The 25768-nt window shown below is 67.2% G+C and carries 18 protein-coding genes; 3 read left to right on the top strand and 15 right to left on the bottom strand.

Annotation, left to right across the window (positions count from 1 at the left end; genetic code table 11):
- Window positions 1-6 precede the first annotated feature (6 nt).
- Window positions 7-1356 carry a glucarate dehydratase gene (gudD, locus tag KYC_RS26760; protein ID WP_008168444.1) on the top strand — a complete coding sequence of 450 codons (1350 nt, stop codon included), beginning with the start codon at window positions 7-9 and terminating at the stop codon, window positions 1354-1356.
- A gap of 48 nt (window positions 1357-1404) precedes the next feature.
- On the opposite strand, the gene KYC_RS26755 is transcribed toward gudD, so the two are convergent.
- From KYC_RS26755 to KYC_RS26685, 15 genes are all read right to left on the bottom strand, one after another.
- On the bottom strand, window positions 1405-2298 hold the full coding sequence (locus KYC_RS26755; protein ID WP_008168443.1) for a GntR family transcriptional regulator: 894 nt from the start codon (window positions 2296-2298) through the stop codon (window positions 1405-1407).
- A 7-nt stretch (window positions 2299-2305) separates the two neighbouring features.
- Window positions 2306-3358 carry a 4-hydroxythreonine-4-phosphate dehydrogenase PdxA gene (gene pdxA, locus KYC_RS26750; RefSeq protein ID WP_008168441.1) on the bottom strand — a complete coding sequence of 351 codons (1053 nt, stop codon included), beginning with the start codon at window positions 3356-3358 and terminating at the stop codon, window positions 2306-2308.
- Window positions 3355-4572, bottom strand: coding sequence for a D-threonate kinase (dtnK, locus tag KYC_RS26745; RefSeq protein ID WP_008168438.1), 1218 nt, complete (start codon window positions 4570-4572; stop codon window positions 3355-3357). Before dtnK ends, pdxA begins: the two co-directional genes overlap by 4 nt.
- On the bottom strand, window positions 4569-5594 hold the full coding sequence (locus KYC_RS26740; protein ID WP_043519344.1) for a 2-keto-3-deoxygluconate permease: 1026 nt from the start codon (window positions 5592-5594) through the stop codon (window positions 4569-4571). Before KYC_RS26740 ends, dtnK begins: the two co-directional genes overlap by 4 nt.
- A gap of 154 nt (window positions 5595-5748) precedes the next feature.
- On the bottom strand, window positions 5749-7866 hold the full coding sequence (locus KYC_RS26735) for a TonB-dependent siderophore receptor (protein ID WP_420796130.1): 2118 nt from the start codon (window positions 7864-7866) through the stop codon (window positions 5749-5751).
- A 281-nt stretch (window positions 7867-8147) separates the two neighbouring features.
- Entirely contained in the window at window positions 8148-9857 is a 1710-nt protein-coding gene (locus KYC_RS26730) for a long-chain-fatty-acid--CoA ligase (protein ID WP_008168433.1), read from the bottom strand.
- Between the two features lie 49 nt (window positions 9858-9906).
- Window positions 9907-10497, bottom strand: a complete 591-nt coding sequence (locus KYC_RS26725; protein ID WP_008168431.1) for a chalcone isomerase family protein — start codon at window positions 10495-10497, stop codon at window positions 9907-9909.
- On the bottom strand, window positions 10461-11006 hold the full coding sequence (locus KYC_RS26720) for a DUF4442 domain-containing protein (RefSeq protein WP_008168429.1): 546 nt from the start codon (window positions 11004-11006) through the stop codon (window positions 10461-10463). Before KYC_RS26720 ends, KYC_RS26725 begins: the two co-directional genes overlap by 37 nt.
- A 17-nt stretch (window positions 11007-11023) precedes the next feature.
- On the bottom strand, window positions 11024-12223 hold the full coding sequence (locus KYC_RS26715) for an acetyl-CoA C-acyltransferase (protein ID WP_008168425.1): 1200 nt from the start codon (window positions 12221-12223) through the stop codon (window positions 11024-11026).
- 9 nt (window positions 12224-12232) lie between these two features.
- On the bottom strand, window positions 12233-14623 hold the full coding sequence (locus tag KYC_RS26710) for a 3-hydroxyacyl-CoA dehydrogenase/enoyl-CoA hydratase family protein (protein ID WP_008168423.1): 2391 nt from the start codon (window positions 14621-14623) through the stop codon (window positions 12233-12235).
- Window positions 14624-14678: 55 nt separating this feature from the next.
- The gene (locus KYC_RS26705) at window positions 14679-16001 is read right to left on the bottom strand and encodes an OmpP1/FadL family transporter (protein WP_043519342.1); all 1323 of its coding nucleotides are present in this window, start codon (window positions 15999-16001) and stop codon (window positions 14679-14681) included.
- Window positions 16002-16061: 60 nt separating this feature from the next.
- Complete coding sequence (locus KYC_RS26700) at window positions 16062-18029, bottom strand: 3-hydroxyacyl-CoA dehydrogenase NAD-binding domain-containing protein (RefSeq protein WP_043519341.1); 1968 nt, start codon at window positions 18027-18029, stop codon at window positions 16062-16064.
- On the bottom strand, window positions 18026-19318 hold the full coding sequence (locus KYC_RS26695; RefSeq protein WP_008168417.1) for an acetyl-CoA C-acetyltransferase: 1293 nt from the start codon (window positions 19316-19318) through the stop codon (window positions 18026-18028). The genes KYC_RS26700 and KYC_RS26695 overlap by 4 nt, the downstream gene beginning before the upstream one ends.
- Before the next feature lie 12 nt (window positions 19319-19330).
- Window positions 19331-21679, bottom strand: a complete 2349-nt coding sequence (locus tag KYC_RS26690) for an acyl-CoA dehydrogenase (RefSeq protein WP_008168415.1) — start codon at window positions 21677-21679, stop codon at window positions 19331-19333.
- Between the two features lie 50 nt (window positions 21680-21729).
- The gene (locus KYC_RS26685) at window positions 21730-22401 is read right to left on the bottom strand and encodes a TetR/AcrR family transcriptional regulator (RefSeq protein WP_008168412.1); all 672 of its coding nucleotides are present in this window, start codon (window positions 22399-22401) and stop codon (window positions 21730-21732) included.
- A 376-nt stretch (window positions 22402-22777) separates the two neighbouring features.
- Between KYC_RS26685 and KYC_RS26680 the strand changes: the two genes are divergently transcribed.
- Together KYC_RS26680 and KYC_RS26675 are read left to right on the top strand one after the other, a co-directional pair.
- Window positions 22778-24382 carry a glucosamine inositolphosphorylceramide transferase family protein gene (locus KYC_RS26680; RefSeq protein WP_008168411.1) on the top strand — a complete coding sequence of 535 codons (1605 nt, stop codon included), beginning with the start codon at window positions 22778-22780 and terminating at the stop codon, window positions 24380-24382.
- Between the two features lie 562 nt (window positions 24383-24944).
- Complete coding sequence (locus KYC_RS26675) at window positions 24945-25694, top strand: response regulator transcription factor (protein ID WP_008168409.1); 750 nt, start codon at window positions 24945-24947, stop codon at window positions 25692-25694.
- The last annotated feature ends 74 nt before the right edge of the window (window positions 25695-25768 follow it).

Here is a 25768-nt window from a genome sequence, read left to right as displayed (position 1 = left end):
GCAAACATGACTCTTCACGCTACCCAAGCCTCCCGCCAGACGCCCACCATCACGGCGATGCGCGTCGTGCCCGTCGCGGGGCAGGACTCCATGCTGCTCAACCTGAGCGGCGCGCATGCCCCTTACTTCACCCGCAACCTGGTCATCCTGACCGACAGCGCGGGCAACACCGGGGTGGGCGAAGTCCCCGGCGGCGAAAAGATCCGCGGCACGCTGGAGGATGCACGCGACCTCATCGTGGGCACCTCCATCGGCAACTACCAGCACACGCTCAACCAGATGCGGCAGGCGTTCGCCAGCCTCGACAGCGCGGGGCGCGGCGCTCAGACCTTCGACCTGCGGGTGGCCATCCACGCCGTCACCGCGGCCGAATCGGCGCTGCTGGACCTGCTGGGCCAGCACCTGGGCGTGCCCGTCGCCGCGCTGCTGGGCGAAGGCGTGCAGCGCACCTCCGTGCAGATGCTGGGGTATCTGTTCTACGTGGGCGATTCCGCGCAGACGCCGCTGCCTTACGCCAGCGCGCCCGAGGCCGACGGCTGGCTGCGCGTGCGGCATGAAAAAGCGCTGACGCCCGAGGCGATCGTCAGGCTGGCCGAGGCAGCGTACGACCGCTACGGTTTCCAGGATTTCAAGCTCAAGGGCGGCGTGTTGCGCGGCGAAGAAGAGGTCGAGGCCATCCGCGCGCTGCATGAACGCTTCCCCGAGGCCCGCATTACGCTGGACCCGAACGGCGGCTGGCTGCTGAAGGACGCCGTGCGACTGTGCCGCGACCTGCACGGCGTGATGGCCTATGCCGAGGACCCCTGCGGCGCCGAGGGCGTGTTCTCCGGACGCGAGGTCATGGCCGAATTCCGCCGCGCCACCGGCCTGCCCACCGCCACCAACATGGTCGCCACGGATTGGCGCGAAATGGCGCACGCGCTGTCGCTGCAATCGGTCGACATCCCGCTGGCCGATCCGCATTTCTGGACCCTGCAGGGATCGGTGCGCGTGGCCCAGACTTGCCAGGCGTTCGGCCTGACCTGGGGCTCGCATTCGAACAACCATTTCGATGTGTCGCTGGCGATGTTCACGCATGTGGGCGCCGCCGCGCCGGGCAAGGTCACGGCGATCGACACGCACTGGATCTGGCAGGACGGGCAGCACCTGACGCGCAATCCGCTGCAGATCCGCAACGGCTACATCGACCTGCCGCAGACCGGCGGACTGGGCATCGAGCTGGACATGGATGCCGTGGAAAAGGCCCACCAGCTGTACCTGCAGCACGGCCTGGGCGCGCGCGACGACGCTACGGCCATGCAGTATCTGGTTCCGGGCTGGAAGTTCGACAACAAGCGGCCCTGCCTGGTGCGTTGAAGACGGCGTTCAGGGGCGGCGATTCGCGGCCCCGAACGTCTTGGCGCGTCAGGACTGCGCGCGCAGCCTGGCCAGTTCGGCGGAGAGCTCGGCCACCAGCGCCTGGGCGCGGCCCAGGGGATCGTGCGCGTCGGGCGTGGTATCGGTCTTGGCGAGGGGGGCTTCGTGCAGCCGCGGCTGCACGCTTTCGTGGCCCATGCTGACGTCCACGTCAAACACGAGTTGTTCCGCGCGGTGCCAGGTCGTGAACCATTCCAGCGGCTTGCCGTGCTGGTCCATGCCCTGGCCCTGCAGCATCAGCAGCGGGGTGCCGGGCGCCGCGTCCAGCAGTCCGGCGAGTTTGTCGTCGGCGGCCACGGCCCGGATCTGGTTGCGGCCCGCGCCGGGACGCAGGCCGAACTGGCGGGTCAGCACCCCATGCAGCGACGCGTCGACCAGGTGCTCGGCGCGCAGGCCGGGCACGGCATCGGCGGGCAGCCAGGTGCGCACATAGGCCAGCGGCGCGTCGGCGACGTGGCGCAGGCGTTCCAGCATCAGCAGGCGGGTCGTGCCGAAGAACTCGGCCACGTCGGCGGGCGGTTTGCCCGGGCCCAGGGCCAGCACCCGCGTCTGCAGGGCCACGCCGGATTGGGCGAACTGTTCGTACAGGCCGGTGGACCGCTGCACCAGCCGGCGGTGTTCCTGGGGCGCCGCCACGGTGGCGGGGCGACCGGTTTCCCGCTGGATCAGCCCTTCGGCGGCCAGGGCCGCCAGGGCCTGGCGCACCACGCTGCGCGCCACGCCGAAGCGTTCGCACAGGGCGGCCTCGCTGGGCAGCACGGCGCCGGCCGCGAGCTTGTTCGTGCGGATGTATCCGCGCAGCAGGGCCGCGACCTGGGCGTGCAGCGGGATATCGCCGGAGCGATCAAGAACGGGCAATGCGTCGTGCGTGGCGGGCGCCATGGGAATATCAACCTCCGGTTTGTGCCCGCGCAGTTTCCCATACATGCGTCCAGCCCGGGGCCAGATGCGCGGCGCGCTCGGCGGCCAGGATCAGGCTGTCTTCGCGGGCGATGCCCTTGCCTGCGATGTCGAAGGCGGTGCCGTGGTCCACGGACACGCGCACGACCGGCAGGCCGACGGTGATGTTTACGCCGTCGTCGCCGTACACGGACTTGAAAGGCGCGTGGCCCTGGTCGTGGTAACAGGCGATCACGAACTTCCATTTGCCGCGGACGGCTTGCGGGAACAGCGCATCGGCCGGGATGGGGCCGGCGGCCAGGATGCCTGCGGCGTTGGCTTCGGCCACGGCGGGCGCCAGGATGTCGGCGTCTTCGCTGCCGAAAATGCCGTTTTCGCCGGCATGCGGGTTCAGGCCCGCGACGGCCACGGGCTCGTCGCCGCGGCCCAGCGCCGTGGCGAACGATCCGGCCAGGCGCAGCACGGCGCGCATGCGGGCCGGGGTCACGTCGTCGATGGCCTGGCGCAGCGACACGTGCGTCGTGGCGTGGAAGATGTACAGGTCGCCGGCGGACAGCACCAGCGAGAAGGTCTTGACGCCGAACTCATGGGCCAGCAGTTCGGTGTGGCCGGGCCACTTGTGGCCGGCGGCGTGCATGGCAGCCTTGTTCAGCGGCGCGGTGACGATGCCGTCGACCTCGCCGGCGCGCGCCAGGGCGCAGGCCGTGGTGACGAAGCGCACCGAGCCGTCGCCGGCGTCCGCGCTGATTTCGCCCAGCTTGACGTGGGCCAGCGACGGGCCGGCCTGCAGGACTTCGATCGTGCCGGGGGTGTTGGTCGTGTCAGCCGGGCGCTCGATTTTGCGCACGATGGCGGGGTCGCCGCCCAGGTTGCGCACGGCGTTGGCCATGACGTCTACGTCGCCGACCACCAGCAGGCGCGCCTTCTGGCGCAGTTCGTCATGGCCCATGAGCATCTTGGCCGTGATTTCGGGCCCGATGCCCGCTACGTCGCCCAGGGTCACGGCCAGCAGGGGCAGGTTCGCGGAAGGGGTTTGTGTCATCGCTTGAATCTCCTGTCGCGGATCGCGCGCACCGCGCGAACCAATACATCTTCGGTGCCAAAGCCGCCGGCCTTGGTCACCACGGGCAGGCCCACGGCCGTGCCTCCGGTCAGCGTGCCCAGGGGCACGCCGCCCATTACTTCGTCCACCAGCGCAATGCCGTTGGCCTGCAGCGCCACCAGTACGCTGCGTGCGCCGTCGCCGCCGGTGGCGACAACGCCGGCCGCGCGCGAGGCGCGGATCAATTGCGCGGCCAGGCTGCCCAGACGGTCGGCGACCGTCTCGGAATCCAGGCCCGCGCGTTGCCCTTCAGGGGCCAGCAGCAGGATGGTGCCGGCTTCGGCGGGCGCCTGCGCATGCGCCTGCAGCAGGGGCTGGCTCCAGGCTTGCCACTGCGCATCGTCGGCCAGCTGGTCGAGCGAGGGCGTCCAGGTGTCGGCGCCCGCGGCCTGCAGGGCGGCGGCTTGCGCGCGCGCCGCGCTGTGCTGCGAGGTCACCACGACCACGACGGGCGCGGTCTGGTCCGCGCCGGCCCAGACGCGGGCCAGCGGCACGGCCAGGCCGCCCGCGCCCACGGGCAGGGCGCGCTCGCCCAGCAGTCCGATGGCGCGCGCCAGCCGTTCCAGGTCGGCGTCGGTGGCGGCGTCGACGACCACTGTGTTGCCGGCCTGCGCGATGCGCGCCGCCAGCGTTTCAGGGGTATCGCCGTCCAGGGGCGCGACGTGGGCGCAGCCCAGCAGGGTCGGGATATGGCTTTCGGTCACCGGCGTGACCGGGTCCGTCGCCGCCGAGGTTTCCGTGACGGGCTTGCCGTTGACGTAGAGAATGCCTTGCTCGACGGTGCGGCCCGTAGCCGGGAAGGCGGGGCAGATCACCGCGATGGCGTCTTCGCCCCAGGCGTCGCGCGCCGCGTCGATCTCGGCCTTGAACGCGCCCCGCAAGGTGGAGTCCACCTTCTTGTACAGGCGCGAGACGCCGGCGTCCCGCAGTTGCCGCACGTTTCGGCGGATCACGTCGGCCGCGTCGGCGGCGTTCAGCGCGCGGCTGTTGGTCGTGACCGACAGCACTTCGACGCCCTCTGTGGCCGGTCCCGACAGCGCTTCGTCGGCGCCGCCGATGGACAGGTGCGTGCTCCAGCCGGCGCGCACGAACTGCACGGCGGTGTCGCCGGACCCGGTCAGGTCATCCGCGACGATGGCGATGACGGGCGTCAAAGCGCCTCTCCGCGCGCTTGCGTCAGGGGCGGGGCCACGCTGGCGTCGGCGTCCTCGGACTTGAGTTCACCCGCACGCTTGAGGAAGTAAGAGGCCAGCATCGGGGCCAGGATCGAGCTGATCAGCACGCAAGCCGCGACCTGAGCGGTGGCGGTGGACACGTATTGCTGGAAGTTGGGGTCGGCCGCCGCAACCACGGCGGGGGTGGCGATGGCGTTGCCGGCGGTGGTGCCGGCCGCGAAGCCCAGGCCGCTCTTGCCGCCGCGGCGCAGGATCATGCGGTAGCCCAGGTAGACCAGGCCGCCCGTGATGGGGCTGATGATCAGGCCCAGGATCAGGCCGCTGATGCCGCCGCCGACCACGGCGCCCAGGTTGATGCCGGTGCCCAGCGCGAACGCGAAGAACGGGATGACGATGTTGGGCACGGGCTTGAGCACGTCGCGCCACTTGGGGTCCAGGTTGCCCACGACCACGCCCAGCAGGAAAGGCACCAGGGCGGCCACCAGCGCGATCATCGGAATGTCGGCCAGGCCGGACGCGCCCAGGAACAGCAGGCTGAAGAAGGGGCCGTCGTTGACGGCGCTGGCCACGTAGGCGCCGCGGTCGCGGGCGTCGCCGTACTGGCCGGTGTAGGCCAGCCACAGGCCGCCGTTGCTGTTGTCGAAGGCCGCAAGCAGCGCCAGGATGGAAACGCCCCACAGCCCGTCCAGGCCGACGTAGCTGCCCAGGATGATGATGAGGGTGGCGGGCACCAGGGTCTTCATCAGCAGGATCGTGCCTGCGGTGGCCAGGATGGGGCCGCCGGTGCGCGCGTTGACGTGCGTGCCGGTCGCGAAAATGAGCAGCGCGATGAGGGGCAGCGCGCTGTTCTTGAACAGGGCCGTGGTGAAGCCGCCGATGGCCAGCGCATCGGGGGCGAAGGTGCCGATCAGGGAACCCAGGATCAGCGGCACCAGCATCAATCCACCGGGGATTTTCTGCATCGTGCCAAAAAAGGGCGAGCGGGTAGTTTCGGTCGACACTTCGGGGTCTCCAGGACGATTTTTCTAAAGTTGCAGACGTTCTAGGCGCGCGTCTGTCGGGGGTTGGAAAAATCGTAGTGTACACCTGTACGTACAGCATGTACGTACAGGTGTTCGCCATCTGGAGTCCCACATTCGGGGACGGATTGAGCGATCAGAAGCGGTAGGCGCCGCTCAGCATTACGGTGCGGCGCGCGCCGTAGAAGCAGTCGCCGCGATCCAGGCAGACCACCTCGTACGTCCGGTCCGCAATGTTGTTGACGTTCAGCGCGTAGCGCCACGGGCCGCTGGAATAGCTGAGCATGGCGTCGAACAGGGTCACCGACGGCGTCTCGGGCGCGCCGCCGTCGCGGAACTTGGACAGGTAGCGCACGCCCGCGCCCACGGCGAATCCCGGCTGGTTGGCGATGGCGAAGCGGTACTTGCCCCACAGGGACGCCATGTGCTTGGGGATGCCTTCAAGCTGCGGGTCGATGTCGGTATAGATGTAGTTGGCGATCACGTCCAGTTCCTTCGTGACGCGCCCGCGCATCTCCAGTTCCACGCCGCGCGTGCGCGTCTTGCCCGCCTGGATCTGGTTGTTGGGATTCTCGGGGTCGTTGGTCTGGCGGTTGTGCTCGCGCAGATCGTAGGCCGCCGCCGTGAACTCCATGTCGGCGTCCTTGGGCATGTACTTCAGGCCCGCTTCCCACTGCTTGCCGCGCATCGGCTTCCAGCGCTGGTTGTAGAAGTCGGCGCCGGCGATCGGGGTGAACGACTCGCTGTAGCTGACGTAGGGAGACAGGCCGTTGTCGGCCGCATACATCAGGCCGAAGCGCTTGGTGGTGGCTTGATCGGTTTCCTTGTCCTGCCCGTCCGTCGTGCTCTCGGCGCGGTCGCGGCGGATGCCGGCCAGGAAGATCCAGTTTTTGTCGAACTTGATCTGGTCCTGCGCGTAGAAGCCGATCTGTTGCTGCTTCTGCTTCGGGGTGTCGGACAGCGTGTAGTCCGGCGCGTTGCCGTAGGCCGGGTGGTACAGGTTCAGCGGCGACCCAAGCCCGCTGTCCGTGCGGCTGGTCTCGCGGTAGCGCGAATAATCCATGCCCACGATGACGGTGTGTTCCGTGCGGCCCCAGTTCAGCTTGCCTTCCAGGTTCTGGTCGGCCAGCAGGGTGCGCATGCGCGGCTTGTTGATGTAGTAGAAGCGGTCGGTGGTGGTCTGTTCGGGATCAATGTAGGAGTCGCCGCGCCGCGCGCCGTAGACGTTCGGATAGAGCGACTGGTAATCGACGCGGCTGATGGTGTTGCGGAAGTTCTGGCGGAATTTCCACGTGTCGTTGAACTTGTGTTCGAACAGCCAGCCTACGTTGAACTGCTCGGTGTCGTAGGCGTCGAAGCCGGGCTCGCTGACGAAGCGGCGCGTGGGAATGCGGCCGTTCGGATTGTGCTCCACGGTTCCGCTCCAGGGCAGGAACGACTGCGTGGTGCCGGACCTGTCCTTCTGCCACGACGCCTGCAGGGTGAGCGAGGTCGCCGCGCTGGGCTGCCAGGTAAGCGAGGGCGCCAGGAACAGGCGGTCATCCTGCGCATACTGCATCTGGGTGTCGCTGTCGCGTCCCACCGCCACCACGCGGTACAGCCACTGGCCGTCCTCGGTCAGCGGGCCGGTGAAGTCGGCCTGGATCTCGCGGCGGTTGAAGTTGCCCAGCAGCACGCCGATTTCGCCCTGCTGTTCAGCCTGCGGGCGCTTGCTGACCAGGTTGACGATGCCGCCGGTGCTGCCCTGGCCGTAAAGCATCGACGACGGCCCGCGCAGCACTTCCACGCGTTCCAGGCCGTACACCTCGGTGCGCGGGTTGTTGTAGTTGAAGAACTGGCGCAGGCCGTCCAGGTACTGCACGGGTTCCACGCCGCGAACGCGCACGTAGTCGCCGCGGTTGTCCACGCCGTACGCGTTTGGACGCACACCGGCGGCGTAATTCATGGTGTCCTGCACGTTCTGCGCGCCCTGGTCGATGATCTGCTCGCGCGGGATCACCGTGATCGCCTGCGGCGTTTCGGACAGAGGGGTATCAGTCTTGGTGCCGGTGGCGCTGCGACGGGCGACATAGCCGTCGACCGGGCCGGTGGCGGTTTCGCCGGTGCCCAGGACTTGGACGGCGGGCAGGGTGGCGGGTTGTTCGGGCTGCGCGTGCGCGGCGCCCGCACCCAGGCAGGCAGCCAGCGCGGCGGCGGCGGGCAATCGGGGGCGGCGGCTCGCGCGCGGCGCGGCCTGGGTCGGGTGGCGTTTCAAGAGATCTCCCTACTGGCTTTGGGCAGGGCCAGCCAGTTACATATAGAAATAGCAACGATAATTATTATTAATTGCGTTGATATCGGTAGCCAATAGCGCGGAGGGAGCCAAGATGTAAAAAAGCCCTGCACACCGGCGCGGTGGCAGGGCGGAATGGAGAATATTTAGTGTTTTCAGGGGCTTGGCTAGACAGGGCCTGCCGCATCGCGGGTGGCGGCTGTTGGCGCGGCGCGACACTCGCCAAGTGCGGATCCGGGCGGTCGGTCGAGCCGCGGATCGCGTCAGTTCTTGGCTGATGCCGGGACGGCTGGCTGCGATTCGGATGCCCCAGGCGCCTCCGGCCGAAGTTCTCGCCGCAGGATCTTGCCTACGTTGGTGCGCGGCAGGTCGTCGCGGAACTCGACGTAGCGCGGCACCTTGTAGCCCGTCAGCTGGGTGCGGCAGTGCGCGATCAGGGTTTCGGCGTCCAGGGCGGGGTCTTTGCGGATCACATAGAGTTTGACCGCCTCGCCCGAGCGCTCGTCGGGCACGCCCACGGCGGCGACTTCCCGGACGCCGGGATGCAGGGCGGCCACGTCCTCGACCTCGTTTGGATAGACGTTGAAGCCGGACACGAGAATCATGTCCTTCTTGCGGTCCACCAGGTACACGTAGCCGGTGTCGTCGACGTAGCCGATGTCGCCGGTGCGCAGGAAGCCGTCCGGGTACATGACCAGCGCCGTTTCGTCGGGGCGGTTCCAGTAACCCCGCGTCACTTGCGGGCCGCGCACGCAGATCTCGCCGCTTTCGCCGATGTCCAGTTCGCGTCCCTCGTCGTTGCGGATCGAGAGCTCGGTGGACGGTACGGGCAGCCCGATGGAGCCGGTGAAGACCTTGGTGTTCAGGTGATTGATGGTGACGGCGGGCGAGGTTTCGGTCAGGCCGTAGGCCTGCGCGATGGAGATCCCGGTCACGGCGCGCCAGCGGTCTGCGACCGAGCGCTGCACCGCCATGCCGCCGCCCATGGTCAGGCGCAGGCGCGAGAAATCCAGGCGGGCGAAGTCGGGGTGGTTGAGCAGCGCGTTAAAGAGCGTGTTCACGCCCGTGAAGGCGGACATCGGCACCTTGCCCATTTCCTTGATCAGGGTAGGGATGTCGCGGGGATTGATGATGAGCAGGTTGCTGGCGCCCAGCTTCATGAAGGTCAGGCAGTTCGCCGTGAGCGCGAAGATGTGATACAGCGGCAATGCCGTCACGATGCATTCCTCGCCATCCTTGACCAGGGGCCTGACCCAGGCGTAGGCCTGGCTCACGTTGGCCACCAGGTTGCCGTGCGACAGCATGGCGGCCTTGGCCACGCCGGTCGTGCCGCCTGTGTATTGCAGGAAGGCAAGATCGTCGGGCGTGAGTGCGACGTCGGTGAATGCCGCGTCGCGTCCCGCGCGCAGCGCGTCGCCCAGCCGCAGCGCGCCGGGCAGGGACCAGGCCGGCACCATGCGCTTGACGCGGCGGACCACGAAGTCGACGAGCCGGCCCTTGACCGGCCCCAGCATTTCCCCGATGGACGTGACCAGCACATGTTCGATCCCCGTGCCGGGCAGGGCCTTTTGCACGGTGGCCGCGAAGTTGTCGGCCACCACGATGGCGCGCGCGCCGGAATCAGCCAATTGGTGCTCGAGTTCGCGGGCGGTATAGAGCGGGTTGCAGTTGACGACGATGCATCCGGCGCGCAGGGCGCCGAACAGGCAGATGGGGTACTGCAGCAGATTGGGCATCATCAGGGCGACGCGGTCGCCGCGGCCCAGGCCGTTCGCGTGCAGCCACGCAGCGAATGCGCGCGTCAGCGCGTCCAGCTCCGCGTAGCTGATCGACTTGCCCATGCTGATGTAGGCGGTCTTTTCGGGAAAGCGGCGGCAGCTTTCCCGGACGATGGACACCAGGGTTGTCGCGCCGTCGGTCTCGATGTCGGCGGGCACGCCGTCGGGGTAGCTCTTGAGCCAGATTCGTTCCATGTCGTGCGGTTCCGTTCAGGGCGCCAGGGCCGGTTGACGCCAATAGGCCCTAGTTGCCCAGGAGGGCTTTTTTCAGGGAGGCCTGCGCCGGGCTGTCGCCCAGCCAGACGCGCAGCAGGGCGCGTGCGAACGCGGGGTCGTCGATGCGGCCGAGCCGCTTGCCGTTGCGGGCGATGGCGACTCCCTGGGCATCGAAGTCCAGGTCGATGACATCGCCTTCGCGCGCCGCGCCGATTTCGGCCATCAGACCGGACAGGCGCTGCGCGGGTTCCTTCAGTGCGGCAAGGTCCTGCGCAGATGTATTGTCGCGCAATCCGTCCTGCAGGGCCCCGTCCAGGCTTTTGCTGTCGACATCGCGCAGCAGCTGCAGGCGCATGCGGCGCGGTTGCGTGCTGTTGATCAGCGCCGCCGCGTCGCCAGTCTTTTCGGTCGCGTACAGCGCCGCCACGTAGACCTTCACGACGAACCGGGTGCGCAGGCCGGCGCCGTTGAGCACCAGGGCATGTCCGCCTTCGGCAAGACGCTCGGGCACGCGCACGCCACCGACCTCGGCATCGGCGGAATGGGCGGGCGCGCCCGCCAGACCGGCCGCAAGTATCAAGCTCAGGGCGGCGGCGCGCCCTCCGGGGATGCAACGCATTTGTCTCCTCCAGTGTTCTTCTGCTTGTAGAACTTTTTGTCTGCGATGTAGATCGTGCGTTCGACGACGGCGTAGACGACGTCGTCCTTGTCCTTCAGTTCGACCGTATAGGTGCGGGTCGTTTCGTGGTCTTGGGCCAGAAGGCGGCGGATCTCGGCGATTTCGCCGGGCGGCAGCCGGAAGTCCACGTACAGCGTGGTGTAGGCGGGCTTGCGGAAGCGGATGGACGCCGCCTTGTCCCATACGATGTGGTCCGCGCCCAGCGCGGACATCAGCATCGTCGGGTGGGCGCCGTCCGTCACGGCGAACAGCGAACCGCCATACATGGACCCCACAATATTGCGGGTGCGCCGCAGCAGGGGCAGCTTGATGCGGATGTGCTGGAAATCCGGCGACACGTGCATCACCCGCCCGCCGGTGGCGCGAAAGGCCGGATGCAGGTTGAATCCCACCCGCATCAGGCGCGCGCGCCATTGCGGCGACAGGCTTTTGAACCAGTATGGCTTCACGCTGGGCGCCGTTCCTGCTACATGGCCTCGAACAGGCCGGCGGCGCCCATGCCCGTGCCGATGCACATCGTGACCAGCCCGTACTTGCCGCCGGTGCGGCGCAGCCCGTGAGTGATCGTCGCGGTGCGGATTGCGCCAGTGGCGCCCAGCGGGTGGCCCAACGCGATCGCGCCGCCCAGCGGGTTGATCTTGGCGGGATCCAGTTTGAGTTCGCGGATCACGGCCAGCGACTGCGCCGCGAAGGCTTCGTTGAGCTCGATCCAGTCCAGCGCGTCCTGGGTGATGCCGGCGCGGTCCAGCACCTTGGGAATGGCGGCGATGGGGCCGATGCCCATGACTTCGGGCGGCACGCCGGCGACGGCGAAGCTCACGAAGCGCGCGAGCGGGCTCAGGTTGAACTCGCGCAGGATGCGGTCGGACACCAGGATCACGGCGGCGGCGCCGTCGGACATCTGCGAACTGTTGCCCGCGGTGACGCTGCCGCGCGCCGAGAACACCGGCTTCAGGCGCGCCAGCGCCTCTGCGCTGCTGTCGGGGCGCGGGCCTTCGTCCACCTCGACCAGGCGGCGCACGACGCGCAGCGCGCCGCTGGCGCCGTCGGGCAGGTGCGACACCACTTCGTAGGGCGTGGTCTCGGCGCGGAAATGGCCCGCGGCGATCGCGGCGCACGCTTTCTGGTGGGAAGCCAGCGCAAAGGCGTCCTGGTCTTCGCGCGACACCTTCCAGCGCTCGGCGACTTTTTCGCCCGTCAGGCCCATGCCGAAGGCCATGCCGATGTTCTCTTCGTGGGCGAAGATGGCGGGGTTCAGCGAGACCTTGTTGCCCATGATCTGCGGCATGGCGCTCATGGATTCGGTGCCCGCGCCGATCATGATGTCGGCCTCGCCCGTGCGGATGCGGGCGGCGGCGTCGGCCACCGCCTGCAGGCCCGACGCGCAGAAGCGGTTGACGGTCACGCCCGCCACGCTTTGCGGCAGGCCCGCCAGCAGCAGGCCGATGCGCGCCACGTTCATGCCCTGTTCGGCCTCCGGCATGGCGCAGCCGGCGATCACGTCGTCGATGCGCGCCGGGTCCAGCCCCGGCGCCTGCGCCAGCGCGCCATTCAGCGCGGCGGCAAGCATGTCGTCGGGGCGGGTGGTGATGTAGGCGCCGTTGCGCTTGCCCACCGGCAAGCGCGTGGCGGCGACGATGTAAGCGTCTTGGATCTGCTTGGTCATGGTCGTTCCTTAGTTCCGCAGGGGCTTGCCGGTGTCAAGAGTGTGGCGGATGCGCGCCTGGGTTTCCGGCGTGCGCAGCAGCGCCACGAACTCCTTGCGCTCCACGGCAAGCAGCCACTCCTCGTCCACCTTCGTCCCGGTTTCCACCTCGCCGCCACACAGCGCGACGGCGGCGCTGCGCGCGACGCGGTAGTCGTGCGCGCTGATCATGCCGCCTTCGCGCATGTTGACCAGCACCATCTCGAAGTTGGCGACGCCGTTGCGGCCCGCGACGGGGATGTCCTGCAGCCGAGGCGGCGGCGTGTAGCCGGCCTGGGCCGCGGCGCGGGCCTGGCCGATGGCGACAAACAGCAATTCGTCGGGGTGGAACAGCACGATGTCCTGCTCGCGTCCGAAGCCCGCGTCGATGGCTTCCAGGCCGCTCTTGGCCACCTGGGCCATCGCGATGGTCTGGAACACGGGCTGCAGATAGGGGAAGACCTCGGCCGGCGTGGCGGTTTTGGCCGCCAGGGCTGCGGCGCGTGCGGCGAATTCCTTGCTGCCGCCGCCCGCCGGGATCAGGCCGACGCCGGCCTCGACCAGGCCGATATAGCTTTCCAGCGCCAGCACGCGGTGCGAGGCGTGCATCAGGAACTCGCACCCGCCGCCCAGCGCCATGCCCTGCACCGCCGCGACGGTGGGGATGTGTGCGTACTTGAAAGACTGCGAGGCGCGCTGGAATTTTTCCACCGTGGCCTCCAGCATTTCCCATTGGCCGGCGGCGCAGGCTTCGACCACCTGCTGCAGGTTGGCGCCCACGGCGAAGGGCGCGGCATGCCAGATGACAAGGCCGTCGAACTCGCGCTCGGCCTTGGCCACCGCCTGCAGCACGCCTTCCAGCACTTCGGCGCCCAGCGTGTGGTTCTTCGACGTGACGGAAAGAATGGCGATGCCGGCGTCCACGCGCGGCAGGTTCCAAAGGCGCACGCCCTCGTTCTCCCAGATCGTCACGCCGCGGTCGTCAGGCGCTTCGCCCACGACGCGCTCGGGGAACAACTGGCGGGCGTACACCGGCAGCGTGGAGCGCGGGTGCAGCTTGCCGGTGCGCGCGGAATAAGAGCCTTCCGGCGCGTGCACGCCCTGGCGGGCGGGCTCCAGGGCCCACGCGGGCAGGGGAGCGCTGCTCATGGCGCGGCCGGCAGCGATGTCTTCGGCCACGGCGGCTGCAATGGCCTGCCAGCCGGCGGCCTGCCAGGTTTCGAAGGGGCCCTGGGACCAGCCGAAGCCCCAGCGCATGGCCAGGTCCAGGTCGCGGGCGTTATCGGCCACGTGCTCAAGCTGAACGGCGCTGTAGTGGAAGATGTCGCGGAACAGGCTCCAGAGGAACTGCGCCTGCGGGTGCTCGCTGGCGCGCAGGGCGGCGAAGCGTTTGGCCGGATCGCGCTCCTTGAGCAGCGCGGCGACCTCGTCGGCCAGCTTGCCGGCGCTGGGCACGTAGTCTTGCGCCTTCAGGTCCAGCACCTGGATCTCGCGGCCTTGCTTGCGGTAGACGCCCGCGCCGGTCTTCTGGCCCAGCGCGCCCTTGGATATCAGCGCCGACAGCCACCCGGGCAGCGCGAAGTACTGGTGCCACGGATCGTCGGGCAGGTTCTTTTCCATGGTGCCCACGACGTGGGCCAGCGTGTCCAGCCCGACCACGTCGGCGGTGCGGTACGTGGCGCTTTTGGGCCGGCCGATCTTGGGGCCGGTCAGCGCGTCGACCTCGTCAAAGGACAGGCCCAGGCGCGCGGTGTGGTGCATGGCCGCCAGGATGGAGAACACGCCGATGCGGTTGGCCACGAAATTGGGCGTGTCCAGCGCGCGGATCACGCCTTTGCCCAGGGCCGAGGTCAGCCAGGTTTCCAGCTGGTCCAGCACGGACGCCTGCGTGTGCGGCGTGGCGATGATTTCCACCAGGCGCATGTAGCGCGGCGGATTGAAGAAATGGATGCCGCAGAAGCGGTCGCGCAAGCCGGCGGGCAGCGCGTTGGCCAGCGCGTCGATGGACAGGCCGGACGTGTTGGAGGCGATGATGGCGCCGGGCGCGACGTGGGGCGCGATGCGCTCGTACAGCGCGGTCTTCCAGTCCATGCGCTCGGCGATCGCTTCGATGATCAGGTCGCAGCCGCGCAGGCGCTCCAGATGGTCATCGTAGTTCGCGGGCGTGATGAGCGCGATGCGGGATGCGCCAGCCAGCGGCGCGGGCTCCAGCTTCCTGAGGCCAGCCAGCGCTTTCTTGACGGTGCCGTTGCGGTCGCCTTCGGGGGCGGCCAGATCGAACAGCGTGACGGGCACGCCGGCATTGGCCAGGTGGGCGGCGATCTGCGCGCCCATGACGCCGGCGCCCAGCACGGCGACGTGTTTGACGACGAACTTGCTCAAGGAAGTCTCCTGAAAAATCGGGCGGCCGGCGCGGCGGCCGGCCGCCCGTTCATGCCTAGAAGCGGGACGACACTTGCAGGCCGAAGATGTGGCCGCTGCTGTCGTAGGTGCCCGCCACGCGGCCCTTGGTCAGCTGGTTGCCGGACGTCGTGTCGATGTCCGTCTTGCGCAGGTAGAGATAGGTGTAGCCGACGTCGATCGTGGTGTCCTTGGTGGCGGCCCACTGCACGCCGGTCGAGAACCAGTAGCGATCGTTATCGGGCAGGGATGTCGGGCGGTCGGCGGCATCGTGCACCGGCGACTGGTCGAACGCCAGGCCGAACTTCCATTTCCAGGCGGGGGCGAACTTGTAGTTGGCGCCGACCGCGACGCGCCAGGAATCGCGGAAGTTCAGCGGCAGGTCGTCGTCGCGAGCGCCTGCGCCCGAGTTGCGGATCTTCAGGTCGGGGATGCTGCTCCAGCCCGTCCACGACACGTCGCCCAGCAGCTCCCATCTTTCGTTGAGCTGATGCGCGGCGCTGAGAATCAGCGTATCGGGAAGGTCGACCTTGGCCTTGGCGTCGAACGACACCGACTGGCCCGTGGGGCGGATGTTGTCGATGTCGGTGTCGCCCTTGGCCGTGTGCTTGATCTTCGAGCGGTACGACAGGCCGATGCGGGTGTCTTCCGTCGGCTGCAGCATGAAGCCCACGTTCCAGCCCCAGGCGTCGCCCTTGAGGTTCAGGTCCGCGTCGCCGTTCGTGGCGACGGGCATGCCGGCGATGGGCACGACGGTCTTTTTCTTGTAGTTGGCGTCGATGTGCTGCCAGTTCAGGCCAAAGCCCATCGAGAACTTCTCGTTGACCTTGTAGGCGACGGTCGGGTTGACGTTAATGGTCTTGATCTCGAACTTGTTCGAGTGGTATTGGCCGACCCAGCCGTCGTCGTACTCGGTCATCAAGCCGAATGGGGCGCCCACGCCCAGGCCGACATACCACTGCTCGTTCAATTGCCAGGAGGCGTAGATGTTGGGGACGACGCCCAGGTGGCCGGCGTCGCCGCCGTTGCCGCCGGTAGGCACCGACCCGTTCAGTCCCGATCCGGGGATGCCGGGAACGCTGGGATTGCGGCTGTTGCCGTTGTCGGAAAACTTGAACGACGGCTTGATCAGGTTTACCCCGCCGGAGAAGTTGAGGCCCGGCAGATAGGTCAAGCCTGCCGGGTTGAAATACATGATGCTGGCATTCTCCGGGTTTGCCGCCGAGCCTGCATAAGCGTTGCCCAGCCCGCTGGCGTTCTGCTCTAAGAGCTGAAAACCGGCGGCGTAGGACGTTGCGGATGCGCCCAGGCCGACCAGGATGGCCGACAAGGTGCTCAGGGACAATGGACGTCTGCGCATGGTACTGCCTCCTCGAATTGGATGTGTGTCTCTCTCTTCCACTGCCGGTCTGGTCCCGGTCTAATCGGCGCGAGCCGCTGTACTGCGGTGCTGCAAGGTGCTGCCGTCTTCGTAATGCAGGGGCCCGCCCGTAAATGGCGCGAACCCCGTTCCAAAAATCACGCCTGCGTCGGCCAGGTCGGCGTCGGCCACGACGCCGGCGGCGACGCGCTGCCGCGTGGCGTCGATGAGCGGCTGGATCAGGCGCTGCGCCAGGCCGGCCGGCGCCGCGGCGTCTTTCGCGCCGCGCTGCCTGACCGGTTTGCCGTCGCGCCAGGTGTAAAAGCCCTTGCCGCTTTTCTTGCCCAGTTCGTTGCGCGCCAGGCGGTCCGCCAGGCAGCGCGGCGGCTCGGCGCCGCCGGCAAGCGCTTGGCCCGCGGCGCGGGCGATGTCCAGGCCCACGGTGTCCGCCAGTTCCAGCGGACCCATCGGCATGCCGAAGGCCACCATGGCGGCGTCCACGGTGTCGGGCGATACGCCTTCGTCCACGCTGCGCATGGCCTGCAGCATGTAGGGCGCCAGCACCGCGTTCACCAGGAAGCCGGGCGCGCTCTTGACGGGCAGCGCCAGCTTGTCTATCTGGCCGACGAAGGCGCAGGCGCGGGCCAGGGAGGCATCCGGGTCGCTTTCGCCGTGCACGACCTCGACCAGCGGCATCTTGGCGACCGGGTTGAAGAAGTGGATGCCCACCAGGCGTTCGGGACGCGCCAGGCCGGTGCGCAGGGTTTCCAGCGACAGGCTGGACGTGTTGGTGGCCAGCAGGGCGTCGGGCTTCATGCGCGGTTCCAGGGACTGGTACAGCGCGCGCTTGGCCTCGGGCTGTTCGCTGATGGCCTCGATGACGACGTCGGCCAGCGGCACGCCGCCGCCGGACGGATCGGGAACCAGCCGGTCGAACGCGGCGCGCGCCAGCCGGGAATCCTTCAGGCGGCGCGAGAACAGGTCGGCGGCGCGCTTGACCGCGGGGGCGATGCGCGCCATGTCCTGGTCCTGGAGCGTGACGGTCATGCCTTTGAGCGCGCACCAGGCGGCGATGTCGCCGCCCATCACGCCGGCGCCCACCACGTGCACGTGGCGGGCGGGCGCGACGCCGACCTGCTTGCCGTTGGCCTTCAGGCGCTCTTGCAGGCGGAACACCCGGAGCAGGTTGCGGGCCGTGCCGGAAGCGATGATGCGGTCGATGAGCCCGGGCGCCTTCAGGGCGTTGCCGCCATGCTTTTCCCAGATTTCGACGATGGCGGGCGCGGCCGGGTAATGGCCCAGCGGATCCTTTGCGGCGATCTGCTTGCGCGCGCGGTTGGCCACGATGGCCTTGAATGGCCAGCGGTTCAGCCAGCCGCCCAGCCCGCGCGCCCGGCGCGGCGGCTTGCGCGACAGTACGGTCTGGCGCGCCGCCGCCAGCAGCAGGCGCGGGGGCACGCGCGCGTCGGCCAGGCCCAACGACGCCGCGCGGCGGGCGTCGGCGCTGCGGCCGGTCAGCATCATGTCCAGCGCTGCGGGCGCGCCGATGGTTTGCGGCAGGCGCAGCATGCCGCCCCAGCCCGGGAAAATGCCCAGCATGACCTCGGGCAGCGCAAGCGAGGCGCCGGGCTGGTCGGCTACCAGACGGTAGCGGCAGGCAAGCGCCAGTTCCAGGCCGCCGCCCAGGCAATGGCCCTGGATTAGCGCCAGGGTGGGATAGCGCACCGCGGCCAGGCGGTTCATGAGGTTCCAGCCCCGAGCCACCAGCGCGCGGCCTTGTTCGGGCGTGTCCAGCCCGGCGAATTCGTTGACGTCCGCGCCCACGATGAAGCCTGTGGTTTTGCCCGACTGGATGATCAGGCCCTTGGGCGGATCGGCGTCCAGGGCGTCCAGCACTACCGAGAATTCGGCCATGGTGTCGGCCGACAGCGCGTTGACGGCGCTGCCCGCGCGGTCGAACGTCAGCCAGGCTACGCCGTCGGGGTCGCGGTCCAGGCGCCAGTGGGAAAGCGTATCCATTGTCGTCATGGGCGGTCCTCGTCCAGGGTTTCGACCAGCATTGCGCCGCCTTGGCCGCCGCCGATGCAGATGGCGGCCATGCCGCGCCTTGCGCCGCGGCGCTTTAGCGCTTCAAGCAGGTGTAGCACGATGCGCGCGCCCGATGCGCCCACGGGATGGCCGATTGCGATGGCGCCGCCGTCGACGTTGAGCTTGCCGGCGTCGAGCTCGCCCCATGCGGGCGTGCCGAAGTTCTGCTGGCAATAGGCCTCGTCCCGCCAAGCGGCCAGGCATCCTAGCACCTGCGCGGCGAACGCCTCGTTGATCTCCCACAAGTCCAGATCATTCAGGCCCAGGCCGTGGCGCTGCAGGATAGGGGTGGCGGCATGCACCGGACCCAGGCCCATCAGCGCGGGGTCCAGCCCGGCCCACTGCGAGTCGACGATGCGTCCCAGCGGCCGCAGGTTCCATTTGCGCACGGCCTCTTCAGAGGCCAGCACCAGCATGGCTGCGCCGTCGGTCACCTGGGAACTGTTGCCCGCGGTGATGTTGCCCCAGGGCTTGTCGAAGACCGGCCGGAGCTTGGCGAGCTTGTCGGGCGTGGAGTCCTCGCGCACACCGTCATCGTCGGCGTGCAGTGTGCCCTGCGTGTCGATCAGCGGCGTGATCTCGGGCATGCCGGCGGCCCGGGCCGCCAGCGCGCGCTGGTGGCTGCGGGCGGCGTAGGCGTCCATCGCGGCGCGGTCGATGCCGAAGAGCGTGGCGACGTTCTCCGCCGTCTGGCCCATCGACAGGCCCACGACAGGGTCCGTCAGCCCCTTGAGCAGCCCGATGACGGGCGCCAGGTTCCTGAGCCGCAAGCCGCGCAGGGCGGCAAGCTTCGCGCCCAGGCCGCGCGCCGCGTACCAGCGCGACAGCCAGCGCACCATGTCGTCGGAGAACAGCACCGGCGCGCGCGAAAGCGCGTCTGTTCCGCCGGCCAGCACCAGATGCGAGCGTCCCGACTGGATGTTGGCGATGCCGGAGTCCAGGGCCTGCATGCCGGACGCGCAGTTGCGCATCACGGTCCAGCCCGGCACGCGGTCGCCGCAGCCCAGGCGCAGCGAGATCACGCGGCCGATGTTCACTTCGTCAGGCGAAGGCGCGGCGCAGCCCACGATGACCTCGTCCAGGTCCGTGGGCGCATAGGGTTGGCGCAGCAGCAGGGCGCGGCCGGCCTGCACGGCAAGGTCGCCGGCGGAGAAGGGGCCCGGGCCCGTGCGCGCCTTCAGGAAGGGCGTGCGCGAGCCATCGACGACGTAAACCGGTTTGAATGCCATCCGTTCCCTCCCTCAGGCGACCTTGCGTTCGGCCGTGGGCCGGTCCGCGCCCGCGGCGCCGAGGTCAAAGGGGAAATCATCCACTTTCACCACGGTATCGCGCAAGCGGTTGCGGCGCTTGACCACGGCATATTCTTCCGCGGTGATGCCGCCGATTGCGACCGCCGCATCGGCGATATCGCGCACATTGGCCTGTGGATTGCCTTCAAGCGCGCCGCGCTTTTCGAGGTCGCGGATCTTCGCTTCGATCGGTTCGGCGTCCAGCGTGGCGGCCAGCGCCTGTTCGATCGCGCCGACGGGTTCGTCCGCCGTGTCGGGCAGGTGGCAGCCTGCGGTCAGGCGGTCGCGCGTGGCGTTGGGGCTGATGAGCAGGCGGGCGACCTCCTGGCCAAGCTGGTCCGACGGCAGCGTCTGGCTGTGCCCCCACGGGAAGATGATGCGGCGCAGGCTCCACGCGACGAAGCGGTTGGGGAAGTTTTCGAGCACGCCGTCAAAGGCTTCCTGCGCCTTGAACAGCGCGTCCTGGATGGACCAGTGCGCAAGCGGCGCGTCGGCCGCCTGCCGGCCTTCGTCCTCGAAGCGCTTGAGCGTGGCGCTGATCAGGTACATCTGCGACAGCACGTCGCCCAGGCGCGCGGACAGGCGTTCGCGGCGCTTCAGGCTGCCGCCCAGCACCAGCATGGACGAGTCGGCCAGCAGCGCGAAGGCCGAGGAATAGCGGCTGAGCAACTGGTAGTAGCGCTTCATGGACGGCGCCACGTCGGCATCCACGGCGACAAAGCGCGCGCCGGTCAGGGCCGTGCCCAGCGCGCGCAGTTTGTTGCCGGCGACAAAGCGCACATGGCCCCAGAACGCGCGGTCGAAGTCGTCCAGGCCCTGCTTGCGGTCCGCGGACTGCGCGGCCTGCATTTCGGCCAGCACGTAGGGGTGGCAGCGGATCGCGCCCTGGCCGAAGATGATCAGGCTGCGGGTCAGGATGTTGGCGCCTTCCACGGTAATGCCGATGGGGATCTGCTGATAGGCGCGGCCCAGGAAGTTGGACGGGCCCAGGCAGATGCCCTTGCCGCCGATCACGTCCATGCCGTCGTTGACCACCTGGCGCGCACGCTCGGTGACGTGGTATTTGACGATGGCCGACACGACCGAGGGCTTTTCGCCCAGGTCCACGGCGCCTGCCGTCATGGTCCGCGCCGCGTCCATCATGTAGGTATGGCCGCCGATGCGGGCCAGCGCCTCTTCGACGCCTTCGAACTTGCCGACGGGCATGCGGAACTGGCTGCGCACGCGGGCATAGCCGCCCACGGCGCGCGCCGTCAGCTTGGCCATGCCGGTGTTGGACGACGGCAGCGAGATCGACCGGCCCGCGGCCAGGCATTCCATCAGCATGCGCCAGCCCTGGCCAGCCATGGCGGGACCGCCGATGATGAAATCCAGCGGCATGAAGACATCGGTGCCGCGCGTGGGCCCGTTCATGAACATGGCGTTGAGCGGGAAGTGGCGGCGGCCCGTGTCCACGCCGGGATGGTCGTGCGGGACCAGCGCGCAGGTGATGCCCAGGTCTTTCTTGCCGCCCAGCAGGCCGTCGGGATCGTACAGGCGGAACGCCAGCCCCAGCAGCGTGCAAACAGGCGCCAGCGTGATGTAGCGCTTGTCCCAGGTCACGCGCATGCCGATCACTTCGCGGCCCTGCCATTCGCCCTTGCATACGATGCCGCTGTCGGGGATGGCGGCGGCGTCGGAGCCGGCCCAGGGGCTGGTCAGCGCGAAGGCGGGCACTTCTTCGCCACGCGCCAGGCGCGGCAGGTAGTGATTCTTCTGTTCCTCGGTGCCGTAGTGCAGCAGCAGTTCCGCGGGGCCCAGCGAATTGGGCACCATCACCGAAACCGCCAGCGCCGAGGACCGCGTGGACAGCTTGGTCACGATCTCGGAGTGGGCATAGGCGGAGAACGCCAGGCCGCCGTATTGCTTCGGGATGATCATGCCGAGGAAGCCTTCGGCCTTCAGGTAATTCCAGACCTCGGCGGGCAGGTCGAAGCGCTCTTGCGTGACGCTCCAGTCATTGACCATGCGGCAGGCGGTCTCGGCCTGGTTGTCCAGGAAGCGCTGCTCTTCGTCGGTCAGGCGCGGCCGCGGATAGGCCAGCAGGCGCTTCCAGTCGGGCCGGCCGCCGAACAGCTCTCCTTCCCACCAGACGGTGCCGGCCTCCAGCGCATCGCGTTCGGTGTCCGACATCTGCGGCAGCACCTTGCGATACAGGTTGAAGATGGGCGAGGACAGCAGCGCCAGCCGAAGCGGCCGCAGCGCCAGCACGGCGGCGGCCAGGAGCGCAATGACAACCAGCGCGACGATGACTGCGTTCATTTCTTTGTCTCCGTGAATGTTCTGTTCTGGTTGCCGGCGCCGCGGGGCGGTCAGGTGGCGGGCAGATGTGGCAGGGGAGATCGCAGGCCGCCGAGCAGGAAGCTCATCAGGCGCGGCAGCAGCAGGCCGGGATCGTTCGGATGTTCGGTTTCGTCGGCGGTCAGCCCCGTGACGGACCTGAGCAGGTCGGTGCCCATGATGGCGTACGAGGTTGCGCCCAGCATGAACTGGAAGCGCCAGATGATCTCTGCGCGGGGCACATCGGGCAGCGCGGCGAACAGCGCGTTCCGATAGCGGTTGAGCACGTCCGCGTATTCCTCCGCGAACAGCGCGCGGATGAAGTCGGAGGGGTCGGTCATGGTGCGTTCCAGCAGCGGCAGAAACGTGCTGCCGGCCTGCGCGGGATCGGCGGCCAGGCGCAGCAGGGTGCCGAAGAAGGCGTCCACGATCTGCGACGGTTTCAGGGGCTTGCCCGCGGATTGCGCCTCGAGTTCGTCCAAAAGCCGCAGGCGCTCGCGATTCAGCACTTCCAGGCGGCGTTTTAGCACCGCCTGCACGAGTGACTCTTTGGAGCCGAAGTGGTAGTTCACCGACGCAAGGTTCACGCCCGCCGCGCCGGTGATCTGGCGCATGGAGGTGGCTTCGTGGCCTTGCTGTGCGAACAGGGCTTCCGCGGTGTCCAGGATGGTTTCCCTGGTGGACGTGGATTTGATTTCTTGCATAAGGTTGAATTCAAACGTTTGTTTTAAAACATTATGCGTTAGGGATGGAGGAGAAGCGAGCCTCGGCTATCCCCAATAGGGTTTACCCCTAATCGCGAGTCGAGGATGCGCTCGAGCTCTCGCGGTGCAGCGCCGCTCGGCCAGACGGATGACGCCGGACCGGGCGGATGGATGAGCGGGTTCCGTGCGCAGAGGGTGGAGGCTTGGCCGTTCGTCCTCGGACACCGGCCCTAGGATGAATGTGCTCTGGAACGCGGCCAGAAAACCACGCAGTATCAGCGCGAGGACGTGAATGCATTGCCCCGGATGTGTGCCTGGCGAGGCCTTCGCCGTCACGGTGCGGCAGGCCAATTGCCCTGAGACAGGAGCACGAGAAATGAAGACCTACAAGGTAGGACTGCTGGTTGACGGGTATGAGCAACCCGGCTGGATGCATGAGATGGTTGAGTGGCTCGTCCATAGCCAGGATTTCGAGCTTGCGGCGTTGCTGGTGATGGCCGGAGAGGGACTGGGGAAGGCGCCCCGGTTCGGCGTGAAGGCGTTGTTCGGCACGCTGTCCCGCCTGGAATCCAAGCTGTTGCCGCAGAAGCAGCGCGTGATGCTGGCGTGCGGCGACATGCGCCAGACCCTGCCGCCGGACGGCGCGGCCGTGGTGCCGCTTACGCCGGGAACCCTGGACGCGCAGGAGCAGCGCGAGGTGGAGGCCCTGGGCCTGGATCTCGTGATCACGCTTGGCGCGTCGCTGGCCACGCGCCCGCAGATGGCCACGTGGGCGAACCTTGGCGTATGGCAGTTGAGCTATTCGGATATTGCGGTGGCCACCAGCCGTTATGCGGGCTTCTGGGAGGTCTTCCAGCGCGAGGATCACACCACCGTAAAACTCTGGCGCGTCGGCGCGAATGAGGATGAGGATGAGCTGCTGGACCAGCGCAGTTTCAACACCGAAGTGTTCTGGCTGAAGAATCAGGCGCGCGCTTTCAGTTTGGGAAATTTCATGGTGTATGACGCCTTGCAGGCGCTGGCCCGCGCGCAACAAGGCGTTGCGCCGCCCGCCATGCAGATCATGAGCGGTCCGCGCCGCGCCGATCCGGCGGAGTGGGATAGCGTTGCATATATTTCGCGTCAGGCCTGGTTAATGTCGGATCTGGTTGTGCGGCGCGTCATGAAACGCAATGTGCGCTGGCGGATTGGTATGTTTCCGTCCGCACGGCAGCAGGCGGTGGTTTCCGAGGCGATGGTATTGCAACCGCCGAAGGGCAGATTTTTCGCCGATCCGTTTGTTTATACCCACGACAAGAAACCGTATATATTTTTCGAGGATTACGATTTTACTTCGCGCAAGGGCACGATCTCGGTCGCGACTTACTCTGACGGGGCTTTCCGGCTGCTGGGCACCGCGCTGAACCTGCCGTACCACCTTTCTTTTCCGTATATATTCGAGCACGAAGGTGTGACTTACATGGTGCCTGAAACATGCGGAAATCGCAGTATCGAGCTGTGGAAATGCACTGAATTTCCGCTGAAATGGGAGCTCGATGTTAATCTGATGACGAATATATCTGCGGTCGACACCATTATTTTCAAACACGGGGAATACTGGTGGCTATTAACTAATATCGACCGAACCGACGGCCAGAGTCATTGCGACGAGCTGTTCGCGTTTTTCTCGGATTCGCCGCGCTCGACATCCTGGACGCCGCATGCCTGCAACCCGATCGTGCGCAACCCGATGCGGGCCCGCAACGCGGGAATCGTTGTGTCGCCTGGCGGAGACGTGATCCGCTGCGCGCAGTACCAGGGCTTCTGTCACTACGGCAAGGGCGTGTCGCTGAACCGGATTGATGAGCTCACGCCTTCCACCTACGTCGAAACCGACGGCGAAATCCACTATGCAAACTTCCTGAGAAAACGCCATGCTTCAATGCACCATTGGCATCATCAGGGGGGGCATACGGTTTTCGACTTCGCCTATATGGAGTAAATTCGCTCGCCGGCGTAAAAATAAAAAATGTTACCTCTATTTCGAATACAGGGACTGTTCACGGGCTTAATGTGTCCGCAGATACAAGTAGACAGCTTTCTCATGAAATCCGGCTGTTTCGTGCCGCGTTCGGCGGATGTCCGAACGCGGCTTTTTTTCGTCTGTAACATGGGTCCGCGCCCCTGTCCGGGGAGCCTTGCGCGGGGCCTGTCATAGGGGGAACTGGCTGGGGCGCCCCTTGCCGCTGGTGAAAACCCTAGCGGTAAAAAGGACGAGAGGGTAGTCTCATCCATATTTACGATCGTGATTAAGGCTAACGAATGATTTCTGATTTTATCGGATTATATCGCCCTGAAACGTCTTGATTTTGACAAATCCGAACCATAAGATGGGTCCATGCCATCCGTTATGTTGGCTACCAAAGTCGCCCAGCCCAAACGTCCCGGTTCAGCTTCATTAGATATTCCGGGATATGCGGTCCACTCCCGCGGGGCTGGATAAAAAATAGTCTTCAGCACAGCGAAGATCCCTTCTAGGCCCGTCGAAAAACCGGGAGGACACCATGGCCAAGATGGTCCTGATTGAAGCCCATCCGCTCTTGCGGTTGGGTTTGTGGCAGATTCTTAGCAAGTTGGATGATGTGTGGGAAATCGAGGGGATGGGCCTTGCGGACGTGTCCAAGGCCGACGGCGTCCATGCAGGCGCCGATCTCCTGATTTATGGATTGCCTGTGGACACCGATGAGGCCTGGAGCGCCTTGCACGAGATTCAACGCGTGCTGACGCCCAAGCGGATTCTGCTCTTGACGGACGTCATGCCTTTGCCCATGCCGGTGCAGGGCCTGCCTGGCGCAAGCGTCTACGGTTGCCTGATGAAGACGGCTTCGGTCGAAATCCTCGAAGCGGCGATTCGTCTGGTCATGGCCGGCGGACAATGCTTCCCCAGCGAACAGGCCCTCCAGGCGCCTGCTTCGACGGTGTGCGCCCTGCCGGCACGGGACGCGGAAGATTCCGGCTCCAAGGGCGCCATGCCCGTCAGCGCGGGCGCGCAACTGCTCCAGATCACGCCGCGCCAGTACGAAGTGCTGGTGCTGTTGGCAAGGGGATATCCGATCAAGACGGTCAGCCGCATGCTGAACATTTCCGTGGCGACGGCCAAGACGCACGCGTGCACGCTCTACCAGCGTCTGCATGTCAAGAACAAGGGCGAGGCCGTATACGCGGCGCTGCAGCGCGGCGCGACCTTGGAATGGCATGAGCCGAATGGCAGGGAAGTGGACGCCGGGCAGCTCTATGGACGCAAGGTCGGGTAGCGGGATTGTGCTGCCCGGCAGCCTGGAACGCCTTGTTCCGACGCTGCCGGGGCCGCGCATAGCCAATACGGCTA

Origin of the sequence: Achromobacter arsenitoxydans SY8 (assembly GCF_000236785.1) — a bacterium.
Taxonomy (GTDB): Bacteria; Pseudomonadota; Gammaproteobacteria; order Burkholderiales; family Burkholderiaceae_B; genus Achromobacter; species Achromobacter arsenitoxydans.
The sequence above is the reverse complement of the archived record's forward strand: the minus strand, read 5'-3'. Positions and strand labels throughout refer to the sequence as shown.

Bases quoted from the DNA above. Each gene is read 5' to 3' on its own strand.
- gudD (WP_008168444.1), top strand. From the start codon at position 7: ATGACTCTTCACGCTACCCAAGCCTCCCGCCAGACGCCCACCATCACG.
- KYC_RS26755 (WP_008168443.1), bottom strand. From the start codon at position 2,298: ATGGCGCCCGCCACGCACGACGCATTGCCCGTTCTTGATCGCTCCGGC.
- pdxA (WP_008168441.1), bottom strand. From the start codon at position 3,358: ATGACACAAACCCCTTCCGCGAACCTGCCCCTGCTGGCCGTGACCCTG.
- KYC_RS26730 (WP_008168433.1), bottom strand. From the start codon at position 9,857: ATGGAACGAATCTGGCTCAAGAGCTACCCCGACGGCGTGCCCGCCGAC.
- KYC_RS26725 (WP_008168431.1), bottom strand. From the start codon at position 10,497: ATGCGTTGCATCCCCGGAGGGCGCGCCGCCGCCCTGAGCTTGATACTT.
- KYC_RS26715 (WP_008168425.1), bottom strand. From the start codon at position 12,223: ATGACCAAGCAGATCCAAGACGCTTACATCGTCGCCGCCACGCGCTTG.
- KYC_RS26705 (WP_043519342.1), bottom strand. From the start codon at position 16,001: ATGCGCAGACGTCCATTGTCCCTGAGCACCTTGTCGGCCATCCTGGTC.
- KYC_RS26700 (WP_043519341.1), bottom strand. From the start codon at position 18,029: ATGACGACAATGGATACGCTTTCCCACTGGCGCCTGGACCGCGACCCC.
- KYC_RS26695 (WP_008168417.1), bottom strand. From the start codon at position 19,318: ATGGCATTCAAACCGGTTTACGTCGTCGATGGCTCGCGCACGCCCTTC.
- KYC_RS26690 (WP_008168415.1), bottom strand. From the start codon at position 21,679: ATGAACGCAGTCATCGTCGCGCTGGTTGTCATTGCGCTCCTGGCCGCC.
- KYC_RS26685 (WP_008168412.1), bottom strand. From the start codon at position 22,401: ATGCAAGAAATCAAATCCACGTCCACCAGGGAAACCATCCTGGACACC.
- KYC_RS26680 (WP_008168411.1), top strand. From the start codon at position 22,778: ATGAAGACCTACAAGGTAGGACTGCTGGTTGACGGGTATGAGCAACCC.
- KYC_RS26675 (WP_008168409.1), top strand. From the start codon at position 24,945: ATGGCCAAGATGGTCCTGATTGAAGCCCATCCGCTCTTGCGGTTGGGT.